Origin of the sequence: Nocardiopsis valliformis DSM 45023 (assembly GCF_000340985.1) — a bacterium.
Classification (GTDB): domain Bacteria; phylum Actinomycetota; class Actinomycetes; order Streptosporangiales; family Streptosporangiaceae; genus Nocardiopsis; species Nocardiopsis exhalans.
Window position 1 is genome coordinate 14,250 of record NZ_ANAZ01000037.1, and the last position, 15,528, is coordinate 29,777.

The window sequence follows — 15,528 nt, forward strand, 5'->3', positions numbered from 1 at the left end:
CGGGCTCAGGTCCGCTCAAGGGCTTCGGCCCGGGCCTGGGCCATCTTCGCGCCGTTCACCCGGCGCCAGGCGAAGAGCAGCAGGGGCAGGTGCACCGCCCCGGCCAGCAGGAACGGCAGGCGCAGCGCCCATTCCCGGCCCAGGGCCGGTTCGAGTCCGGCGACCAGCAGCCCGCCCAGGAGGGTGCCCACGGACAGGGTCCCCCAGCCGAAGAACCGGTAGACCGAGTTGACCCGGCCCAGCAGGTGGTCGGGGATGATCCGCTGGCGCAACGAGACCGTGATGACGTTCCACACCACGATCGCCACGCCGCTCACCACACCGGACATCCACACGACGGCGGTGACGGGTAGGGCGCCGATGACGGCGAAGCCGAGCCCGAGGATCACGATCGAGCCGAGCAGGCAGCGCCCCTCGCCCAAGACAGCGATGATCCGCTCAGCCAACAGCGATCCGGCCAGCGCACCGGCGGCCGCGCCGGTCAGGATCAGCCCGAACTGCCAGCCCTCGAACAGGCCGAGCACGTCCTGGGTGTAGAGCACCAGCAGCGGGAAGACCATGGCGGAGGCCAGGTTGAGCGCGCCCAGCAGCAGCGCCAGGGCCCGCAGCACCGGGTAGCTCCACAGCCACCGGAAGCCGGTGCCGATCTCGGCCCGCCAGGCGATCCGGCCCGTGCTGGCATCGACGCCACGAGGGCGGTAGGTACCGGCCAGGGTGAACAACAGTGCGGCGCTGACCGCGAGTAGACCGGCGTTGAACAGGAACGGGACCGTCAGGGCCAGGCCCATGAGCACCCCGGCCAGCGGCGGCCCGACGAACTGATTGGTGGTCACCTCCACGCCCCACAGCCGGCCGTTGGCCTTCTCCAGCAGGCGCTGGTCCACCACCGCGGGCAGCAGGGTCTGGGCGGCGTTGTCGCGGACCACCTCGGCGCAGCCGACCAGGAAGGACATCACGTACAGGCCAATGAGCAGCAGTGCGGCCGAGGCGGGGGCTCCCTCACCGGAGGCCAGCTGTTCGGGGGTGGGCAGCCCGCCCTCGGCGAGCAGCACGAGCGCCCCGAAGGCGGCGACCACGACGAGGCGGCCGACGTCCATCCAGGCCACCAGCAGGCGCCGGTCGAAGCGGTCGGTGATCACCCCGGCGGGCAGGGAGAACAGCAGCCAGGGCAGCCGGGTGGTGAGGGCGACCAGGGCGATGAGCAGGGGGTCGCGGGTCAGGGCGGAGGCCAGCCACACCACGGCGACGGTCATGAGCCCGTCTCCGAGGTTGGTCATCCCGGTGGCGGAGAGAAGTTTCCAGTAGTCGCGGCCCAGCCGCGGCCGGGCGGTGGTTGCGGTGTCGCTCATCCGCGCCCCTCGGACTCGGGCAGCGAGTTCCGGCCCGTCGGGTAGAGAGCGATCGCCAGGCCGTAGGTGGTCTCGCCCGAACGCGGTTGGGTGCCGAACTCCACCAGAAGGTCGCCCACGCGCTCATTCCACTCCGCGACCCGATCGGCGGGGATGCGTGCGTAACGGAGGTTCACGTTGACCTGATCGGCGAGCTCGGCGGGCAGCTGGGTGATCTCAGCGGAGACGTCGGCGAGGGTGCGCTGGCTCAGCCCGCGTGCCTCGTTGATCGCCTGGTAGTAGAACGTGCGCGCGGTACGCCCGTAGTACTTGGCCTCCAGGGCCCGCACCTTGCGGGTGCGCACAACGCGCACCAGCCCGGCCTCCTCCAGCACCTTCAGGTGGTGGCCCACGGTGCCCTTGGGGCGGCCGAGCAACTCGGCCAGCTCCGAGGTGGTCGCGGCGCGTTCCAGCAGCAGCATGACGATCTCAGTACGCATGTCCTCGAACAGAGCCCGGTACTGCTCGGGCGTGGACAGTTCCAGGGAATCGGCGAGTTCGTAGTCGGGTGTTTCCGTCACAGGGGGTACTCCGTCGGTCGGCAGAAGTCGAATGGTCGTCTTATACCGTATGGTCGGCCAATCCCGACTATTCGTCAAACCCCCTGCCCGCCCGGGTCGGCGATATGCCAGTGTGGGATGCGGGGCCGGCTCCCGCCTCGCCCAGACCCGCGCAGCAAAGGAGTCCCATGCCCGCCTTCGACCTCGACTCGTTCCGGTCCGGCTTCCCCTCACTCAAGTCCGGCATCGCCTACTTCGACGGCCCCGGGGGCACCCAGACCCCCACGCGGGTGGGCGAGGCCATCGCCCGCACCCTGACCGGCCCCCTGTCCAACCGGGGTGGCTCCCTGGTCTCGCAGACCAACGCCGAAGAGACCGTCCGCGCTTTCCGGAGCGCCTACGCCGACCTCCTGGGCGCGGATCCCTCAGGGATGGTCTACGGGCGCAGCGCCACCCAGTTGACCTACGACTTCTCGCGGCACCTGGCCAAGGGGTGGGGGCCGGGTGACCAGGTGGTCGTCACCCGGCTGGACCACGATTCCAACGTCCGACCCTGGATCCAGGCGGCCACGCGGGCGGGTGCGACCGTACGGTGGATCGACCTGGACCCGCAGACGTCCGAGCTGGACCTGTCCGACCTGGACAAAGTGGTCAACGAACGCACCCGGCTGGTGGCGGTGACCGCCGCCTCCAACTTGCTCGGCACCAAGCCCCCGGTGCGGGCCATCGCCGACCGCGCGCACACGGTGGGCGCGCTCGTGTACGTCGACGCCGTGCACTTCGCCGCACACGAGGTGGTGGACCTGCGGGAGATGGGAGTCGACTTCCTGGTGTGCTCGCCCTACAAGTTCCTCGGCCCGCACTGCGCGGTCCTGGCCGCCTCCCCCGCGCTGCTGGAGACGATCCACCCGGACAAGCTGCTGCCCTCGACCGACGAGGTGCCCGAACGCTTCGAGTTCGGCACCCTGCCCTACGAGATCATGGCCGGGGCGACCGAGGCCGTGGAGGTGCTCGCCGACCTGGCCCCGACCGGTCCCTCACGGCGTGCGCGGCTGGTGGCCGCGCACGGGATGATCGCAGCGCACGAGCGGGCCCTACGTGAGCGGGTGGAGGCGGGGCTGGCCACACTCGGCGGCGACGTGGCCCTGCACTCGCGGGCAGCCGAGCGCACCCCGACCCTGTTCATGACCTTCCCCGGACGGCGCAGCCTCGACGTCTCCCGTGCCCTGGCCGAGCGCGACGTCCTCGCCCCCGCCGGGAGCTTCTACGCTTACGAGACCTTCGCCCGGCTGGGGCTGGACGACGACGCCGGACTGCGCGTGGGCATGGCGCCCTACGTGTCCGAGGAGGACGTCGACCGGCTGCTCACCGCGCTGTCCAGCGCACTGGGCGATCGCCCCAGGTCCTGACCCGTCCCCGGTCAGAGCGCGTCGTCGTTCGCGGCCGGGGCCTCCTCCGCCAGGAGCTCGTTCAGGCGCTTGAGCACGCGCAGCTGCGCGGGGTTGCACAGCTGCACTACCGCTTCGGCCATCGTCCGGCTGATCCCGCACTCCCTGACCATGGCCATCGAGTTCAAGACCCACATCCTGCTCTCACTCGGCTCCTTCGTCTTCGCGATGGCCTGGCTGCGCCCGGAGACGGTCGGTGCCCCCAACCCCCGGTACGGATACCCGTGCCGGTTCCGGCGGTTCGACTGGTTGAGCCTGCCCGCAATCGCGCTGCTCACCGTCGGCGCGGTCTACGAGGCATTTTCGCTCGTCTACCTGGTCCCCCGCATGCTCCTGGGGTGATCCGCCCGCACGGAGGGGACATAGCTCACTTTCGGCTACATGACGCTGACATACTGTCGGTCATGTCTTTCCCTCCCCACCCTCAATCCCCACCACCCCCTGCCGCCACTCAAGCCACAGGCATCCGAGAGAGCGGCCCGGGTCAGGGCCTGCGCTGGTGGCGGGCGCCCAGGCCGCAGCTGTTGAGGTAGCGGCGGGTGCGTTCGGCGATGGGCTTGGGGGTGTCGAAGTCGCAGGGGTACAGGTCCTGTTCGACGATGACGAACACCCGCGCGTCCACCTCGGCGAGCGCGTCCACCACGGCGGCGGGCGCGGGCTCCCCTGCGGGTGGTTCGACGCACACCCCGCGCCGGACCGCCTCGCCGAAGCCGAGCTGTTCGGCCCGGACCTGGCGGATGATCTCCGGGTCCATCTGTTTGATGTGCACGTAGCCGATCCGTTCGCGGTAGCGGCGGATCAGGTCCACCGCGTCGCCGCCACCGTAGGCGACGTGGCCGGTGTCCAGGCAGAGCGACACCAGGTCGGGACCGGTCCCGTCGAGCAGGCGCTCGATCTCCTCCTGTGTCTGGACGTGGCTGTCGGCGTGCGAGTGCACACACAGGCGCACGTCGTAGTCGCCGAGCAGGATCCGGCCGAGTTCGTCGGCGGCGCGGGTCAGGCGGGCCCACTGGTCGGCGTCCAGGGCGGGTGACTCGGTGAAGGCTCCGGTTCGCTGGTCGCGGTACATGGGCGGGATGAGGACCAGGTGGTGGGCGCCGACGGCGGCGGTGAGCTCGGCGACGGCGCGCACGGTGGTCAGGGTGTCGTCCCAGTTCCGAGCATGGTGCAGATCACCGAAGACCGTTCCGCCGCTGACCCTCAGGCCGCGCTTGCCGACCTCCTCGTTGAGCTGTGCGGGGTCGGTGGGCAGGTAGCCGTAGGGGCCGAGTTCGAGCCACCCGTAGCCGGAGCCGGCGAGTTCGTCGAGGAACCGGGGCCAGGGGATCTGGAGGGTGTCGTCGGGGAACCACACGCCCCATGAGTCGGGGGCCGAGCCCAGGACCAGCCGGTCCTTGGCGGTCTGGAGTGCGGTCTGGAGTGCGGTGTCGGTGCTGCTGCTGGTCATGGCGCTCCTCGCGGGGCTCACAGGTGGTGTCGCTGGTCGCGCCGCCGCTCCTCGTAGTCGCGGCGGGCGGCGCGGGTGCTCTCGAGTTCGGAGACCTCGCTGACCGGCACGTCCCACCAGGCGCTGGCGGGCGGTCCGGGTGCACGGGGGTCGGTCTCCACATGGACGAGGGTGACGGTGTCGGCGGCCCTGGCCTCCTCGAAGGCCTTGCGCAGGTCGGCGGGGTCCTCGACCCGAATGACGCGGGCACCGAGGCTGGCGGCGTTGGCGGCCAGGTCCACCGGGAGCGGGGTGCCGTCCAGGTGTCCGGTGTCGGGGTCGCGGTAGCGGTAACCGGTGCCGAAGCGCTGTGAACCCACGCTCTCGGACAGAGCACCGATGGAGGCGAAGCCGTGGTTCTGGACCAGGACGATGACGACCTTGGCGCGTTCGGCGACCATGGTGGCGATCTCCTGGGCCATCATCAGGTAGGAGCCGTCGCCGACGAGCACGAACACCTCGCGGTCGGGGGCGGCCATCCGCACGCCCAGTCCGGCGGCGATCTCGTAGCCCATGCAGGAGTAGGCGTACTCGACGTGGTAGGCCTTGGGATCCCGGGACCGCCAGAGTTTTTGCAGGTCGCCGGGCATGCTTCCGGCAGCGTTGACGACCACGTCGCGCTCGTGGAGGACGTCGTTGAGCGTGCCGATCACGGCGCTCTGCGCGGCCAGACCGTTGCTACCGGTGGCCAGGCGGGCGCGGTCCACCTCCGTGTTCCAGTCCCGGACCAGTCCGGCGGCGCGGTATTCGTAGGAGGGGTCCACCCGCCAACCGTTGAGTTCGGTGCGCAGCGCGGTGAGCGCCGTGCGGGCGTCGGCCACGACCTGGACAGCGGAGAGCTTGGCCGCGTCGAAGCGGGCCACGTTGACGTTGACGAACCGTACGCCCGGGTCCTGGAAGAGGGTGTGGCTGGCGGTGGTGAAGTCGCTGTAACGGGTGCCCACGCCGATGACCGCGTCGGCCTCGCGGGCCAGGGCGTTGGCGCTGCGGGCGCCGGTGGAGCCGAGCCCGCCCACCGCGTTCGGGTGGTCCCAGGGCAGGGCGCCCTTGCCCGCGTGGGTGTCGGCGACGGGAATCCCGGTGGCCTCGGCCAGGGCGCGCAGGGCCTCGGCGGCCTCGGAGTAGACCACCCCTCCCCCGGCCACCAGGAGCGGGCGGCGGGCGCCCCGGATGGCTTCGGCGGCCCGGGCAAGCGCGTCGGGTTCGGGCAGGGGGCGACCCACGTGCCAAACGCGGTCCCGGAGGAACTCCCCCGGCCAGTCGTACGCCTCGGCCTGCACGTCCTGGGGCAGGCACAGGGTGACCGCGCCGGTCTCGGCCGGGTCGGTGAGCACGCGGGCAGCTGCCAGCGCGGCGGGAATCAGCTGTTCGGGTCGGGTGATCCGGTCCCAGTACCGGGAGACCGGGCGCAGCGCGTCGTTGACGGAGACGTCCCCGAACCGGGGGTCCTCCAGCTGTTGCAGGACGGGATCGGGGCCGCGGCCCGCGAACATGTCCGAGGGCAGCAGCAGGACCGGGATCCGGTTGATGGTGGCCAGGGCGGCCCCGGTGACCATGTTGGTGGAGCCGGGCCCGGTGGAGGCGGTGCAGGCGAAGGCGGACAACCGATCGCGCGCCCGGGCGTAGCCCACGGCGGTGTGCACCATGGCCTGTTCGTTGCGGGCCAGGCGGTAGGGCAGGTCAGCCTCGCCGGTGGTCGCGGCCTGGAGCAGGGCCTGACCCAGCCCGGCGACGTTGCCGTGGCCGAAGATGCCCCACACCCCGGCGAAGAGGCGGTGCCGGACGCCGTCGCGCTCGGTGTACTGGGCGGCCAGGAAGCGCACCAGGGCCTGGGATGTGGTGAGCCGGACGGTGCCGGTGCGGGAAGGGCCGGTCATCGTTCGCCCCGCCTTCCCTCGGCGGTGCACAGCGGCAGCCGGGGGTCGATCTCCTGGTCCGCCCAGGTGCCGCGCACCCAGGCGTGGTCGGGGTGGTCGCTGATCCGCCAGGCGCGTTCGGCCCCGGGACCGGCCATGACGTTGAGGTAGTACAGGTCGTAGCCGGGGGCGGCCATGGACGGGCCGTGCCAGCCGTGCGGGACCAGCACGACGTCCTCTCGGCGCACCTCGGCCAGCACGTCGATGGGACGGTTCACGTCGCCGTGGACTCGGTGGTATCCCACGCCGTGGCCGTGCGGGCCGTCGTCGACCTCGAAGTAGTAGATCTCCTCCAGCTCGGACTCGGTGGCGGTAGCCTCGTCGTGTTTGTGCGGCGGGTAGGAAGACCAGTTGGCGGCCGGGGTGATGACCTCGCAGACCAGCAGCCGGTCCGCGGCGAAGGTCCCGGGCAGGCAGAGGTTGTTCACCTGGCGGCTGCTCTGCCCGGCCCCGCGCAGCTCCACGGGGACGTCCTCGGCCCGGCCGTAGCGGGCGGGCAGGGCTCGGTCGCAGCGGGAGGCGGGGAGCGCGAAGCGCCCGCCCGAGGTGCTGGCGACGGTGACGCGGGAGCCGCGGGGCAGGTAGACGAAGTCACTGACCCGGGAGAACACGTCCGGGCGGCCCTCGATCTCGAAGACCACCGAGTCCAGCGCGACCGTGCAGCTTCCGTTGAGCGGTAGCACGAGGGTCTCGGATTCCCCCGTGTGGATCTGGGCGGAGTGCCCCGGGGCCAGTTCGAGCACGCGCAGCCCCGAGTACCCCCATCCGGCGGTGTCCGGGGTGACGACGGTACGGAAGGGCGGCTGGGCGGTGCTCAGCGCGGACAGGTGGAGTTCCCTCGGGTGGTGTTCGGTCGGGTGGTGTTCGGTACGTGTCACAGCAGCCCCACAGCGGTGTCGACGGCCGTCTCGACGTCGTCGTCGGCCGGGTACAGGAGTGAGCGGCCCACGGTCAGGCCGACGACGTTGGGGAGTTCGAGCGCCTTGGCCCAGGCGGCGTAGGCGGCTTCGGGGTCCGCGGCGGCGTCGCCGCCCAGCAGGACGACGGGCAGGGTGGTGGCGGCCGCGACGCGTTCCATGTCGGCGACCACCGGGAGTTTGAGCCAGGTGTGCATCGAGGAGTGGCCGAGTCCGGAGGCGATGGCCGCGGCCCGGGTCACCGCCTCGGTGGACAGGTCGTTGCGCACCAGGTCGTCGGCGCGGTAGGCGATGAACGGCTCCACCATCGCCACCTTCCCGGCGTCGCCCAGGGCGTTGACCGCCGCCGCGCAGCTCTCCATGGTGCGGGCGGTGCTCGAATCGGCGTAGTCCAGGCGCAGCAGCATCTTGCCGCCCTCCAGCCGGAAGCGGGAGATGGCCTCGGGGGTGTAGCCGGTGAAGCGGTCGTCCACCTCCCAGCGGGCCCCGGACAGCCCGCCCCGATTCATGGAACCGAAGACCGCCTTGCCCTCCAGGGCGCCCAGGAACAGCAGGTCCTCGATGATGTCGGCGCTGGCCAGTACCCCGTTCACCTCCGGCCGGGCCAGGGCGGTGCACAGGCGGTCCAGCAGGTCGGCGCGGTCGGCCATGGCCAGGGGACGGGCCCCCGAGCGCAGCGTTCCGCGCGCGGTGTGGTCGGCGGCCACGATCAGCGCCCGGCCGGAGGGACCCACCAGGGAGTCGGGGCGCTCGCGGGACGCGGCGGCCTCGGCGAAAGCCGCGGGCCGGTGCAGCCGGGCCCGGGTGATCTCGCGCAGACGGTCAGCCGGCATGGGCGGCCCCCTCCAGCAGGTGCAGTACCTCGGCGGTGGTGGGCATGGCCTCGGCGCAGGCCAGTCGGGAGGCGACGATGGCTCCGGCCGCGTTGGCGAAGCCCAGAGTGCGCGCGAGCGGCCAGCCGGAGAGCAGGCCGTGGCAGAGGGCCCCGCCGAAGGCGTCCCCGGCGCCCAGCCCGTTGACCACCTCCACCCGGAGCGGGGGGTCGCGGTGAGTACCGGCGCCGTCCACGGCCAGCACCCCGTCGGGTCCCTGTTTGACCACGGCCAGGTCCAGGCCGAGTTCGCGGCCGCGCCAGGCGGCTTCGCCGGGGTCACGGGTGCCCACGGCCACCTCCCACTCGTCGAGGTTGCCGCAGGCGACGGTGGCCAGCCCCAGCGCCTCGGCCGCCCAGGGGCCGGCGTCCTCACGCGCATCCCAGAACATGGGCCGGAAGTCCAGGTCCAGGACGGTGGGGTGGCGGCGCTCGCGGGCGCGCAGGGCGGCCAGGGTGGCGGTGCGGCTGGGTTCGCGGCACAGGCCGGTGACGGTGGCCCAGAACAGGTCGGCCCCGGCGATGGCGGTCAGGTCCAGTTGGTCGGCCTCGACGAGCAGGTCGGGGGCGGGGTCGCGGCCGTAGAAGTACAGGGGGAAGTCGTCGGGCGGGAAGATCTCGCAGAGGGTGACGGGGGTGGCGGTGCCCGGCACGGCGGTGACGAAGCGGTCGTCCACGCCGAAGCCACGCAGGGCCCGGTGGACGAAGCGGGCCAGGGGGTCCTGGCCGGTGCGGGTGATGATCGCGCTGGTGCGGCCGTGGCGGGCGGCGGCCACGGCGACGTTGGTGGGGCTGCCGCCCAGGAACTTGCCGAACGAGGTGACCTCGTCCAGGCCGACGCCGATCTGTTCGGGGTAGATGTCCACCCCGATCCGGCCCATGGTGAGCACCTGAGGCGGCTGCTCCGACCGGTCCGGCTCGCCTCGCGGGGTCAAGGGCGCACCTCCGTCAGCCGGACGGGGCGGTGTTCGCGGCGGGAGAGGTCGGCGGCGTCGGCGACCAGCACCGCCTCCAACGCGTCGGCTACCGTGCAGGGGCTGGGCCCGCCGTCGCGGACCATGGTGATGAAGGCGGAGATCTCGGCCTCGTAGGCGGGGGTGAACCGCGACCAGAACTCCTTCCAGGGCGGCCCGGAGGGGAAGGCCACGCCGGGTTCGGCCGAGTGCAGGGGAACGCGGTCGTCCAGGCCAACGGCGAGGGTGGAGCGCGATCCGGCCAGTTCCATGCGGACGTCGTACCCCGCTCCGTTGTACCGCGACCCCTGGAGTGTGGCGAGAGTTCCGTCGTCCAGGCGCAGCAGAGCGGCCGAGGTGTCCACGTCGCCGTGCTCGGCGAAGAAGCCGGCGCCGCGGTTGGCGCCGTAGGCGAAGACCTCCACCACCTCGCGGCCGGTGACCCAGCGCAGGATGTCGAAATCGTGCACGTGGCAGTCGCGGAACAGACCGCCAGAGGTGGCCACGTAGTCCTCCGGAGGCGGGGCCATGTCGCAGGTGGTGGCGTGGACGCGGTGCAGTGTACCCAGGTCTCCGGAGCGCACGGCGCGGTGGGCGCGCGCGTATCCGGCGTCGAAGCGGCGCATGAATCCGATGTGCACGGGGGTCTTGGTGCGTTCGGCCTCCTCGCGCACGCGCAGGGTTTCGGCGACGGTGGGGGCGACCGGTTTCTCGCAGAAGACGGGGATCTCCGCGGCGAGCCCGGCGAGGATGAGGTCGGGGTGTGCGGGGGTGGCGGCCGCGATGACCAGGGCGTCGACCGCCCCGGGGCGCAGGAGTTCGGCGACGCTCCCTGCTGCCTCAGCGCCGACCCGCGCGGCCGTGGCCCGGGCCCGTGCGGGATCGGCGTCGGCGAGCAGGAGGTCTTCCACTTCGGGGCGGGCGTGGAGGGCCGCGGCGTGCGACTGTCCGATGCGTCCGGTTCCTACCAGGCCAATGCGCATAGGGCTCCCTGGGTGCGGCTGGAGCGCGACGGCGTGTTGCGCACGTCACATTCAAGGCCTCATGCTCACTCGATCGCCTTCGCATTGTCAAGACTTTGTCCAGACATACTGATGTACGCATATCGGGGGACAACATGGCTCGAGAGAAAACGAAAGAGAGAACAGAGTGAACCGAAACGGACTGCCATCCGTGTACCTGTTGAGAGCGCCCCACCGGCCGGCCCGGCCGCCGGGGCGGAGTCCCTCACCTGCAGAGGAGGCCGGTCCATGACATTCGAAATCGTCGGTCGCGAAGGTCCCCGCGCCGGACAGCGGTTCCTGTTCGGCGAAAGCCCGGTCACCTTCGGGAGGCACAAGAACAACAGCGTGGTGGTCGCCAGCCAACTGGCCTCACGCTTCCACGCGGAGATCGTCCGCGAGGGAGACGACCACGTCCTGCGCGACCGCGGAAGCAGCAACGGGACCAAGGTCAACGGCGACGAGGTGGACCACCGGGTCCTGCGGCCCGGTGACCTGATGACGATCGGCGACGAGACGTTCTGCTGGGAGACGGCCCAGGTCGCCGACACCGTCGCGGACTTCCCGATGACCCAGATGTTCGTCCGGCCCTCCGTGGTGAAGGGCCCCGTCCTGAACGTCACGGTCGCGGGTGGCGGCCCCGTGGGACTGGCCTTCGCCCTCCTCCTCGAACACCTCATCGGCCCCCAGGTCGCCGTCACCGTCCACGACGGACGCTGGACCCGTGAGGGCTCCCGCGTCGTGTGGAAGGACCTGAAGCAGGGCAACGTCCGGCGCCAGCAGGTCGTGACCGTCCAGAGCCGCCAGTTCCTGAACCTCTCCGAGCAGATCCAGGAACGGCTGTTCACCCCCGGCTCCTACACCGAGATGTGGCCCTCGGGTGCCGACTCGATCCGCGGGTACGGGCCGCGCAACATCCGTATCTCCCACGTCGAGGACGTCCTGCTGGAGATGGCCAACGAGAGCCAACGCATCAGGCTCGTCCCCGGCCGCTTCGACGCCGCCGAGCAGCAGGGCGCCCTGGAGCGCAGCCACGTGCTCGCGATCTGCGACGGTTCGCGGTCCCGGACCCGCGAGCACTTCGCCGACCGGTTCGGCCGCCCCGACCCCTCGATCTACTCCCTGGACGGCGAACAGGTCGAGGACATCGTCCTGGGCCTGCGCGTGCGCTCGGACCTGTCGGACGCCACGACCGTCCTATTGACCGTGGCGCAGAACCGCTTCCTGCTGAACTCCCTACGTGGCGAGGGCTTCCTCAACATGCGCCTCACCGACGAGGAGGCGCGGGAGGTCGTCGGGATCGACCCGGTCCGGCAGGTGTTCGAACAGTGCATCGCCTCGCGCCCGTGTGTCATGACGCGTGACGGCCACGGCGACTTCTCCTGCTCCACGCACAGCTCGCTGTTCCTGCCCGCCCTGGTCAAGGGCTCGGCCCTGTGGAAGCGCGTGCGGGAGGGTCTCGCCTTCTTCGGCGTGGCCGAGGAGAACCTCAGCGCCGTCACCGCCTTCCGGCTGAGCATGGTGCAACAGCCGCGGTTCAGCGCCCAGCTCCGCCCCGCCACACCGTCCTCGCCGTCCACCTACGGATTCCTCCTCGGGGACGCCGCCAACGCCATCCACTTCTGGCCCGGACGCGGCCTCAACAGCGGTCTGGCCTCGGCCATCTCCCTGGCGCGTTCACTCAGCAGCACCTGGAAGGGGCGGCCGCTGCGCGACGCGGACTTCACCCGCCACGAGGCGGTCATGTCCATGCTCCAGTACCGGCACAAGAGCCGCGCCTGGCAGGCGATGGTCAACACCGACCAGGACGGGACGGCGTACCCGATCAAGGCCGGGATCGCCCGGAGCATGGCGGCGGAGGACGGGGACCGGGAGGCGGACCTGAAGACTCTGCTGGAGCGGATGGGATCGATCCGGTCGAGGCTGTCTCCGCGTATCGCGGGCATGCCCGACGACGCGGACCTGCGCGCACGTCTGGAGGGCCTGGACGACACGACCCTGCGTTCCCTGGTGGGCGGCGGACAGTGGGACACGCTGACCGTCGGCGGGGAGGAGGTCGACATCGACATCTTCTACCAGGAGGAGGCGTTGTCCGCCTCGCCCGCCAGCGGGCGAGAGGCGGTCGGGGCGGCCCCTGCCCGCGGCAGCGCGCCCTGACGCGCCTCCCTGTCCCCCGCTTCCTCTGCCGAAGGGGCGGGAACGGGGAACCGGGGGCAGGGGAATCGTGGCGATGACCTGGTCAGGCCCCGCCCTCCCGTGCGTAGCGGCGCAGGGCGGCCATGTCGTGGACCGTGATGTTCAATCGGCCGGTGGTGACCCAGCCATGAGAGCGCAGCACTCCCATGGCCTTGTTGACTGCCGCCCGTGAGACCCCCGTCCAGGAGGCCAGTTCGTCCTGGGAGACAGGGAGAGCGACACGCAGGCCCTCGGCAGACTGGTTGCCGAAACGGTCAGCCAATTCCACCAGCCGGGCCGCAACCCTCCGGGCCGCGCCCATGGAGCCGAACTCGACCCGCTTGCGGTCGGCGTCCCGGAGCCGGCCGACCACCATGCGCAGGAGAATCAGCGCGGTACGCGGGTACTCCTCCAGGTAGCCGGTGAACTGCTCCAGTCCCAGGACCAGGCCGGTCATGTCCTCCAAAGTCTGCACCGTGGCCGAACGAGGCCGCTCGTCGACCACCCCCAACTCCCCCAGGAGCGCCCCGGGACCGCGAACGGCAAGCAGGGCCTCGGTCCCGTCCTCGGTGTGGGAGGACACCTTCACCCGCCCGGTGAGCACCACCAGGACGAAGTCGGGGGCGGAACCCTCGTGAAAGACGATCTCGCGCCGATCCCAGCGCCGGACCCTGCCCGCGGCACACAGCGCGGAGCGCTCCTCTCCCGTGAGCCCACTCCAGAACTCGGTGTCCGGTCCGGTTCCCCCGTCGGCGGACCGAGTCACGCGGTCCCCCTTCCCGCGTCCTTGAGCCGTGTCTCCTCGTGGAGGGCGGTGACGCAGTGGGCGCGTACCGTTCCCTGCCGTCCCCTGATGTCCAGGTCCCCGAGTTCCCGGCTCTCCACGGGAACGCCCAGGGAGCGCAGCGTGGCGTCGCCGACCACGATCTGACCGGGTTCCGCCAGTTCCTGGAGCCGGGCCGCCACGTTCACCGCGTCGCCCATGGCGTTGAAACCGCGCAGGTCCTCGCTGCCGATGTTGCCCACCAGAGCCGGGCCCGTGTTGACCCCGATGCGGAAGCGCGGCCACTCCGGGTTCTCCACGGAGATCCTCTCGAAGGCCTCACCCATCTCCAGGGCGGCCCGGACCGCCCGTAGACCGTGGTCGGCCTGGCGCGCGGGGGCGTTGAACAGGGCGAGCATGGCGTCGCCGACGAACTGGACGATCGTGCCGCCGTTACCGAGTACGCACGGCACGGCGGCGCTGTGGTAGCGAGTGAGCATGGAGACGATCCGCTCGGGGTCCACCTGCTCGGAGAAGGTGGTGAACCCGCGCAGGTCGGCGAAAAGCACGGTCACGTCCAGGACCTGTCCGCCCAGTGCGGCCTGGTCGGGGTCGGCCAGCAGCGCCGAGGCCACGTCCGGGGACATGTACTGGCGGAACAGGGTGCCGAGTTCGCGGTAGAGGCGGACGTTCTCCAGGGACACCGACAGGTGTTCGGCCAGTCCGCCCAGGGAGGCGGGGACCGGCCCCGAGTGTTCTTCGGGACCCTCCAGGACACCCGCGACTCCGCCGCGGAAGACCAGCGGGTACGCCACCCTGCCCTCGCGGAGTCGTCCGCCCTCGTCCCACTCCACGACGGAGTAGTCGCGGCCCGCCAACCGGACCGTCCCGCCGGAGGCGAGGTTAACGTTCACGTCGCCGTAGACCGGGCGGGTCACCTCCAGGACCGACCGCAGGTACTCCTCCTCGTCCTGGTCGGCCACCCTGGTGCGGCGGCCAACCTCCAGCAGGGCGGTCAGCCGCCGCGACGTCGCCCGTTCGGTCGCCAGGGCGGAGGCCGCCCGTTCGAGCACCCTCACCTGTCCCTCGGAGAGGTGAAAGCGCTCGGCAAGGGCGGCGGAGGCCTGCGCAGGGGAGCTGCGGCCTCCCTTCTCCTGCTCGCTGAGGAAGGCGACGAACTCCTCCAGGGCGTCCTCGTACTCCGTCCGGATGCGCTGGGCCGTCTCCTCCAGCACGATCGCGTCGAAGACACCCACCGAGGTGCCCTCCCGTTGGTACTGGAGGTAGGCGCTATAGGCGATGAAGCCGAAGGCGGCGACCAGCATCAGGTGCCAGTGCCACCAGGACAGGTGCCACTTGTCCGCCATGATGACGGTCACCATCGCCTCGGCCAGCAGGACGAACGCGGTCACCAGGCTCAGCAGGACGGCTGAGGTCTCGCGCCGGTACACCAGGTAGTAGCGGAAGGCCGCCACCACGTACAGCACGGCAGCGCCGATCGCCACCGGCACCATCGGCCCCTCGACGTCGCGCGCCTGGTCAGGAAGGTGCAGGGGCGGGATGCCGAGCAGACCGGCGACGGCCCACCCGACCATCAGCACGGCCAGGCCTCCCCACAGCAGCCGTTCGAACCTGAACACCCGCCGACTCCGCTCAGGGTTCAGATCGAGGGAGGAGACGAAGGCGAACACGGACGCGATGACCAGGCCCACCGGGTGCGACAGGTCGAACCCGATGGTGGCGCCGTCCACCAGGATCCCCGGGGTGAGCAGGGCGTGGACGGCGAGGAAACCGGCGGAGGAGAGGAAGGCCAGGGACACCAGGAACAGGCGTGCGTCGCCGTGGCGCCTGGCGGCGGAGCGGATCCACAGACCCAGAGCCACGTTGACCAGGGAGACCCCTAGGACAAGCCAGAAGTGACCGGGGTTGTGGTGGAGCAGCACATCCAGGTGTGGTCGCGCCAGCAGCAGCCAGAGGCCTGCGAGCGGGGCCGCCAGGTGCAGGCTCCAGACCAGGAAGCGCACGGAGCGGGCGGGCAGCGAGGAAAGTCGTGAGGACGTGGGGGTAGCGGTCCCAGACATGACGAGTACGACCTTGGTGATGAGTCAGG

The 15,528-nt window shown here is 71.2% G+C and carries 14 protein-coding genes; 3 read left to right on the forward strand and 11 right to left on the reverse strand.

Annotation, left to right across the window (positions count from 1 at the left end; translation table 11 throughout):
- Positions 1-5: 5 nt before the first annotated feature.
- Positions 6-1,349, reverse strand: coding sequence for an MFS transporter (locus tag D457_RS0126240; RefSeq protein ID WP_017583655.1), 1,344 nt, complete (start codon positions 1,347-1,349; stop codon positions 6-8).
- The gene (locus D457_RS0126245; RefSeq protein WP_017583656.1) at positions 1,346-1,909 is read right to left on the reverse strand and encodes a helix-turn-helix domain-containing protein; all 564 of its coding nucleotides are present in this window, start codon (positions 1,907-1,909) and stop codon (positions 1,346-1,348) included. Before D457_RS0126245 ends, D457_RS0126240 begins: the two co-directional genes overlap by 4 nt.
- Positions 1,910-2,076: 167 nt before the next feature.
- On the opposite strand from D457_RS0126245, the gene D457_RS0126250 reads away from it, so the two are divergent.
- Positions 2,077-3,297, forward strand: a complete 1,221-nt coding sequence (locus D457_RS0126250; RefSeq protein WP_017583657.1) for a cysteine desulfurase-like protein — start codon at positions 2,077-2,079, stop codon at positions 3,295-3,297.
- A gap of 11 nt (positions 3,298-3,308) precedes the next feature.
- Here D457_RS0126250 and D457_RS35965 read toward each other — a convergent pair whose 3' ends face one another.
- Positions 3,309-3,464, reverse strand: coding sequence for a hypothetical protein (locus D457_RS35965; RefSeq protein WP_239646235.1), 156 nt, complete (start codon positions 3,462-3,464; stop codon positions 3,309-3,311).
- On the opposite strand from D457_RS35965, the gene D457_RS33440 reads away from it, so the two are divergent.
- On the forward strand, positions 3,448-3,678 hold the full coding sequence (locus tag D457_RS33440; protein ID WP_051073038.1) for a hypothetical protein: 231 nt from the start codon (positions 3,448-3,450) through the stop codon (positions 3,676-3,678). The genes D457_RS35965 and D457_RS33440 overlap by 17 nt on opposite strands.
- 142 nt (positions 3,679-3,820) lie before the next feature.
- Here D457_RS33440 and D457_RS0126265 read toward each other — a convergent pair whose 3' ends face one another.
- The 6 genes from D457_RS0126265 to D457_RS0126290 are packed head-to-tail and all read right to left on the reverse strand — an operon-like array spanning position 3,821 to position 10,462.
- Positions 3,821-4,783 carry a TIM barrel protein gene (locus D457_RS0126265; RefSeq protein ID WP_017583660.1) on the reverse strand — a complete coding sequence of 321 codons (963 nt, stop codon included), beginning with the start codon at positions 4,781-4,783 and terminating at the stop codon, positions 3,821-3,823.
- A gap of 17 nt (positions 4,784-4,800) precedes the next feature.
- Positions 4,801-6,699 (reverse strand): 3D-(3,5/4)-trihydroxycyclohexane-1,2-dione acylhydrolase (decyclizing), encoded by a 1,899-nt coding sequence (gene iolD / locus D457_RS0126270; RefSeq protein ID WP_017583661.1) that lies wholly within the window; start codon positions 6,697-6,699, stop codon positions 4,801-4,803.
- Positions 6,696-7,616, reverse strand: a complete 921-nt coding sequence (gene iolB / locus D457_RS0126275; RefSeq protein WP_017583662.1) for a 5-deoxy-glucuronate isomerase — start codon at positions 7,614-7,616, stop codon at positions 6,696-6,698. Before iolB ends, iolD begins: the two co-directional genes overlap by 4 nt.
- Positions 7,613-8,488 carry a Cgl0159 family (beta/alpha)8-fold protein gene (locus D457_RS0126280; protein ID WP_017583663.1) on the reverse strand — a complete coding sequence of 292 codons (876 nt, stop codon included), beginning with the start codon at positions 8,486-8,488 and terminating at the stop codon, positions 7,613-7,615. The genes iolB and D457_RS0126280 overlap by 4 nt, the downstream gene beginning before the upstream one ends.
- Complete coding sequence (iolC, locus tag D457_RS33445) at positions 8,478-9,407, reverse strand: 5-dehydro-2-deoxygluconokinase (RefSeq protein ID WP_051073043.1); 930 nt, start codon at positions 9,405-9,407, stop codon at positions 8,478-8,480. The genes D457_RS0126280 and iolC overlap by 11 nt, the downstream gene beginning before the upstream one ends.
- 50 nt (positions 9,408-9,457) lie before the next feature.
- Positions 9,458-10,462, reverse strand: coding sequence for a Gfo/Idh/MocA family protein (locus D457_RS0126290; RefSeq protein WP_017583665.1), 1,005 nt, complete (start codon positions 10,460-10,462; stop codon positions 9,458-9,460).
- Between the two features lie 267 nt (positions 10,463-10,729).
- Here D457_RS0126290 and D457_RS33450 point away from each other — a divergent pair, with 267 nt between their 5' ends.
- On the forward strand, positions 10,730-12,637 hold the full coding sequence (locus D457_RS33450; protein WP_051073039.1) for an FHA domain-containing protein: 1,908 nt from the start codon (positions 10,730-10,732) through the stop codon (positions 12,635-12,637).
- An 82-nt stretch (positions 12,638-12,719) separates the two neighbouring features.
- On the opposite strand, the gene D457_RS33455 is transcribed toward D457_RS33450, so the two are convergent.
- The gene (locus tag D457_RS33455; RefSeq protein ID WP_017583666.1) at positions 12,720-13,421 is read right to left on the reverse strand and encodes a Crp/Fnr family transcriptional regulator; all 702 of its coding nucleotides are present in this window, start codon (positions 13,419-13,421) and stop codon (positions 12,720-12,722) included.
- Positions 13,418-15,499, reverse strand: coding sequence for an adenylate/guanylate cyclase domain-containing protein (locus D457_RS36790; protein WP_051073040.1), 2,082 nt, complete (start codon positions 15,497-15,499; stop codon positions 13,418-13,420). Before D457_RS36790 ends, D457_RS33455 begins: the two co-directional genes overlap by 4 nt.
- Between the last annotated feature and the right edge of the window lie 29 nt (positions 15,500-15,528).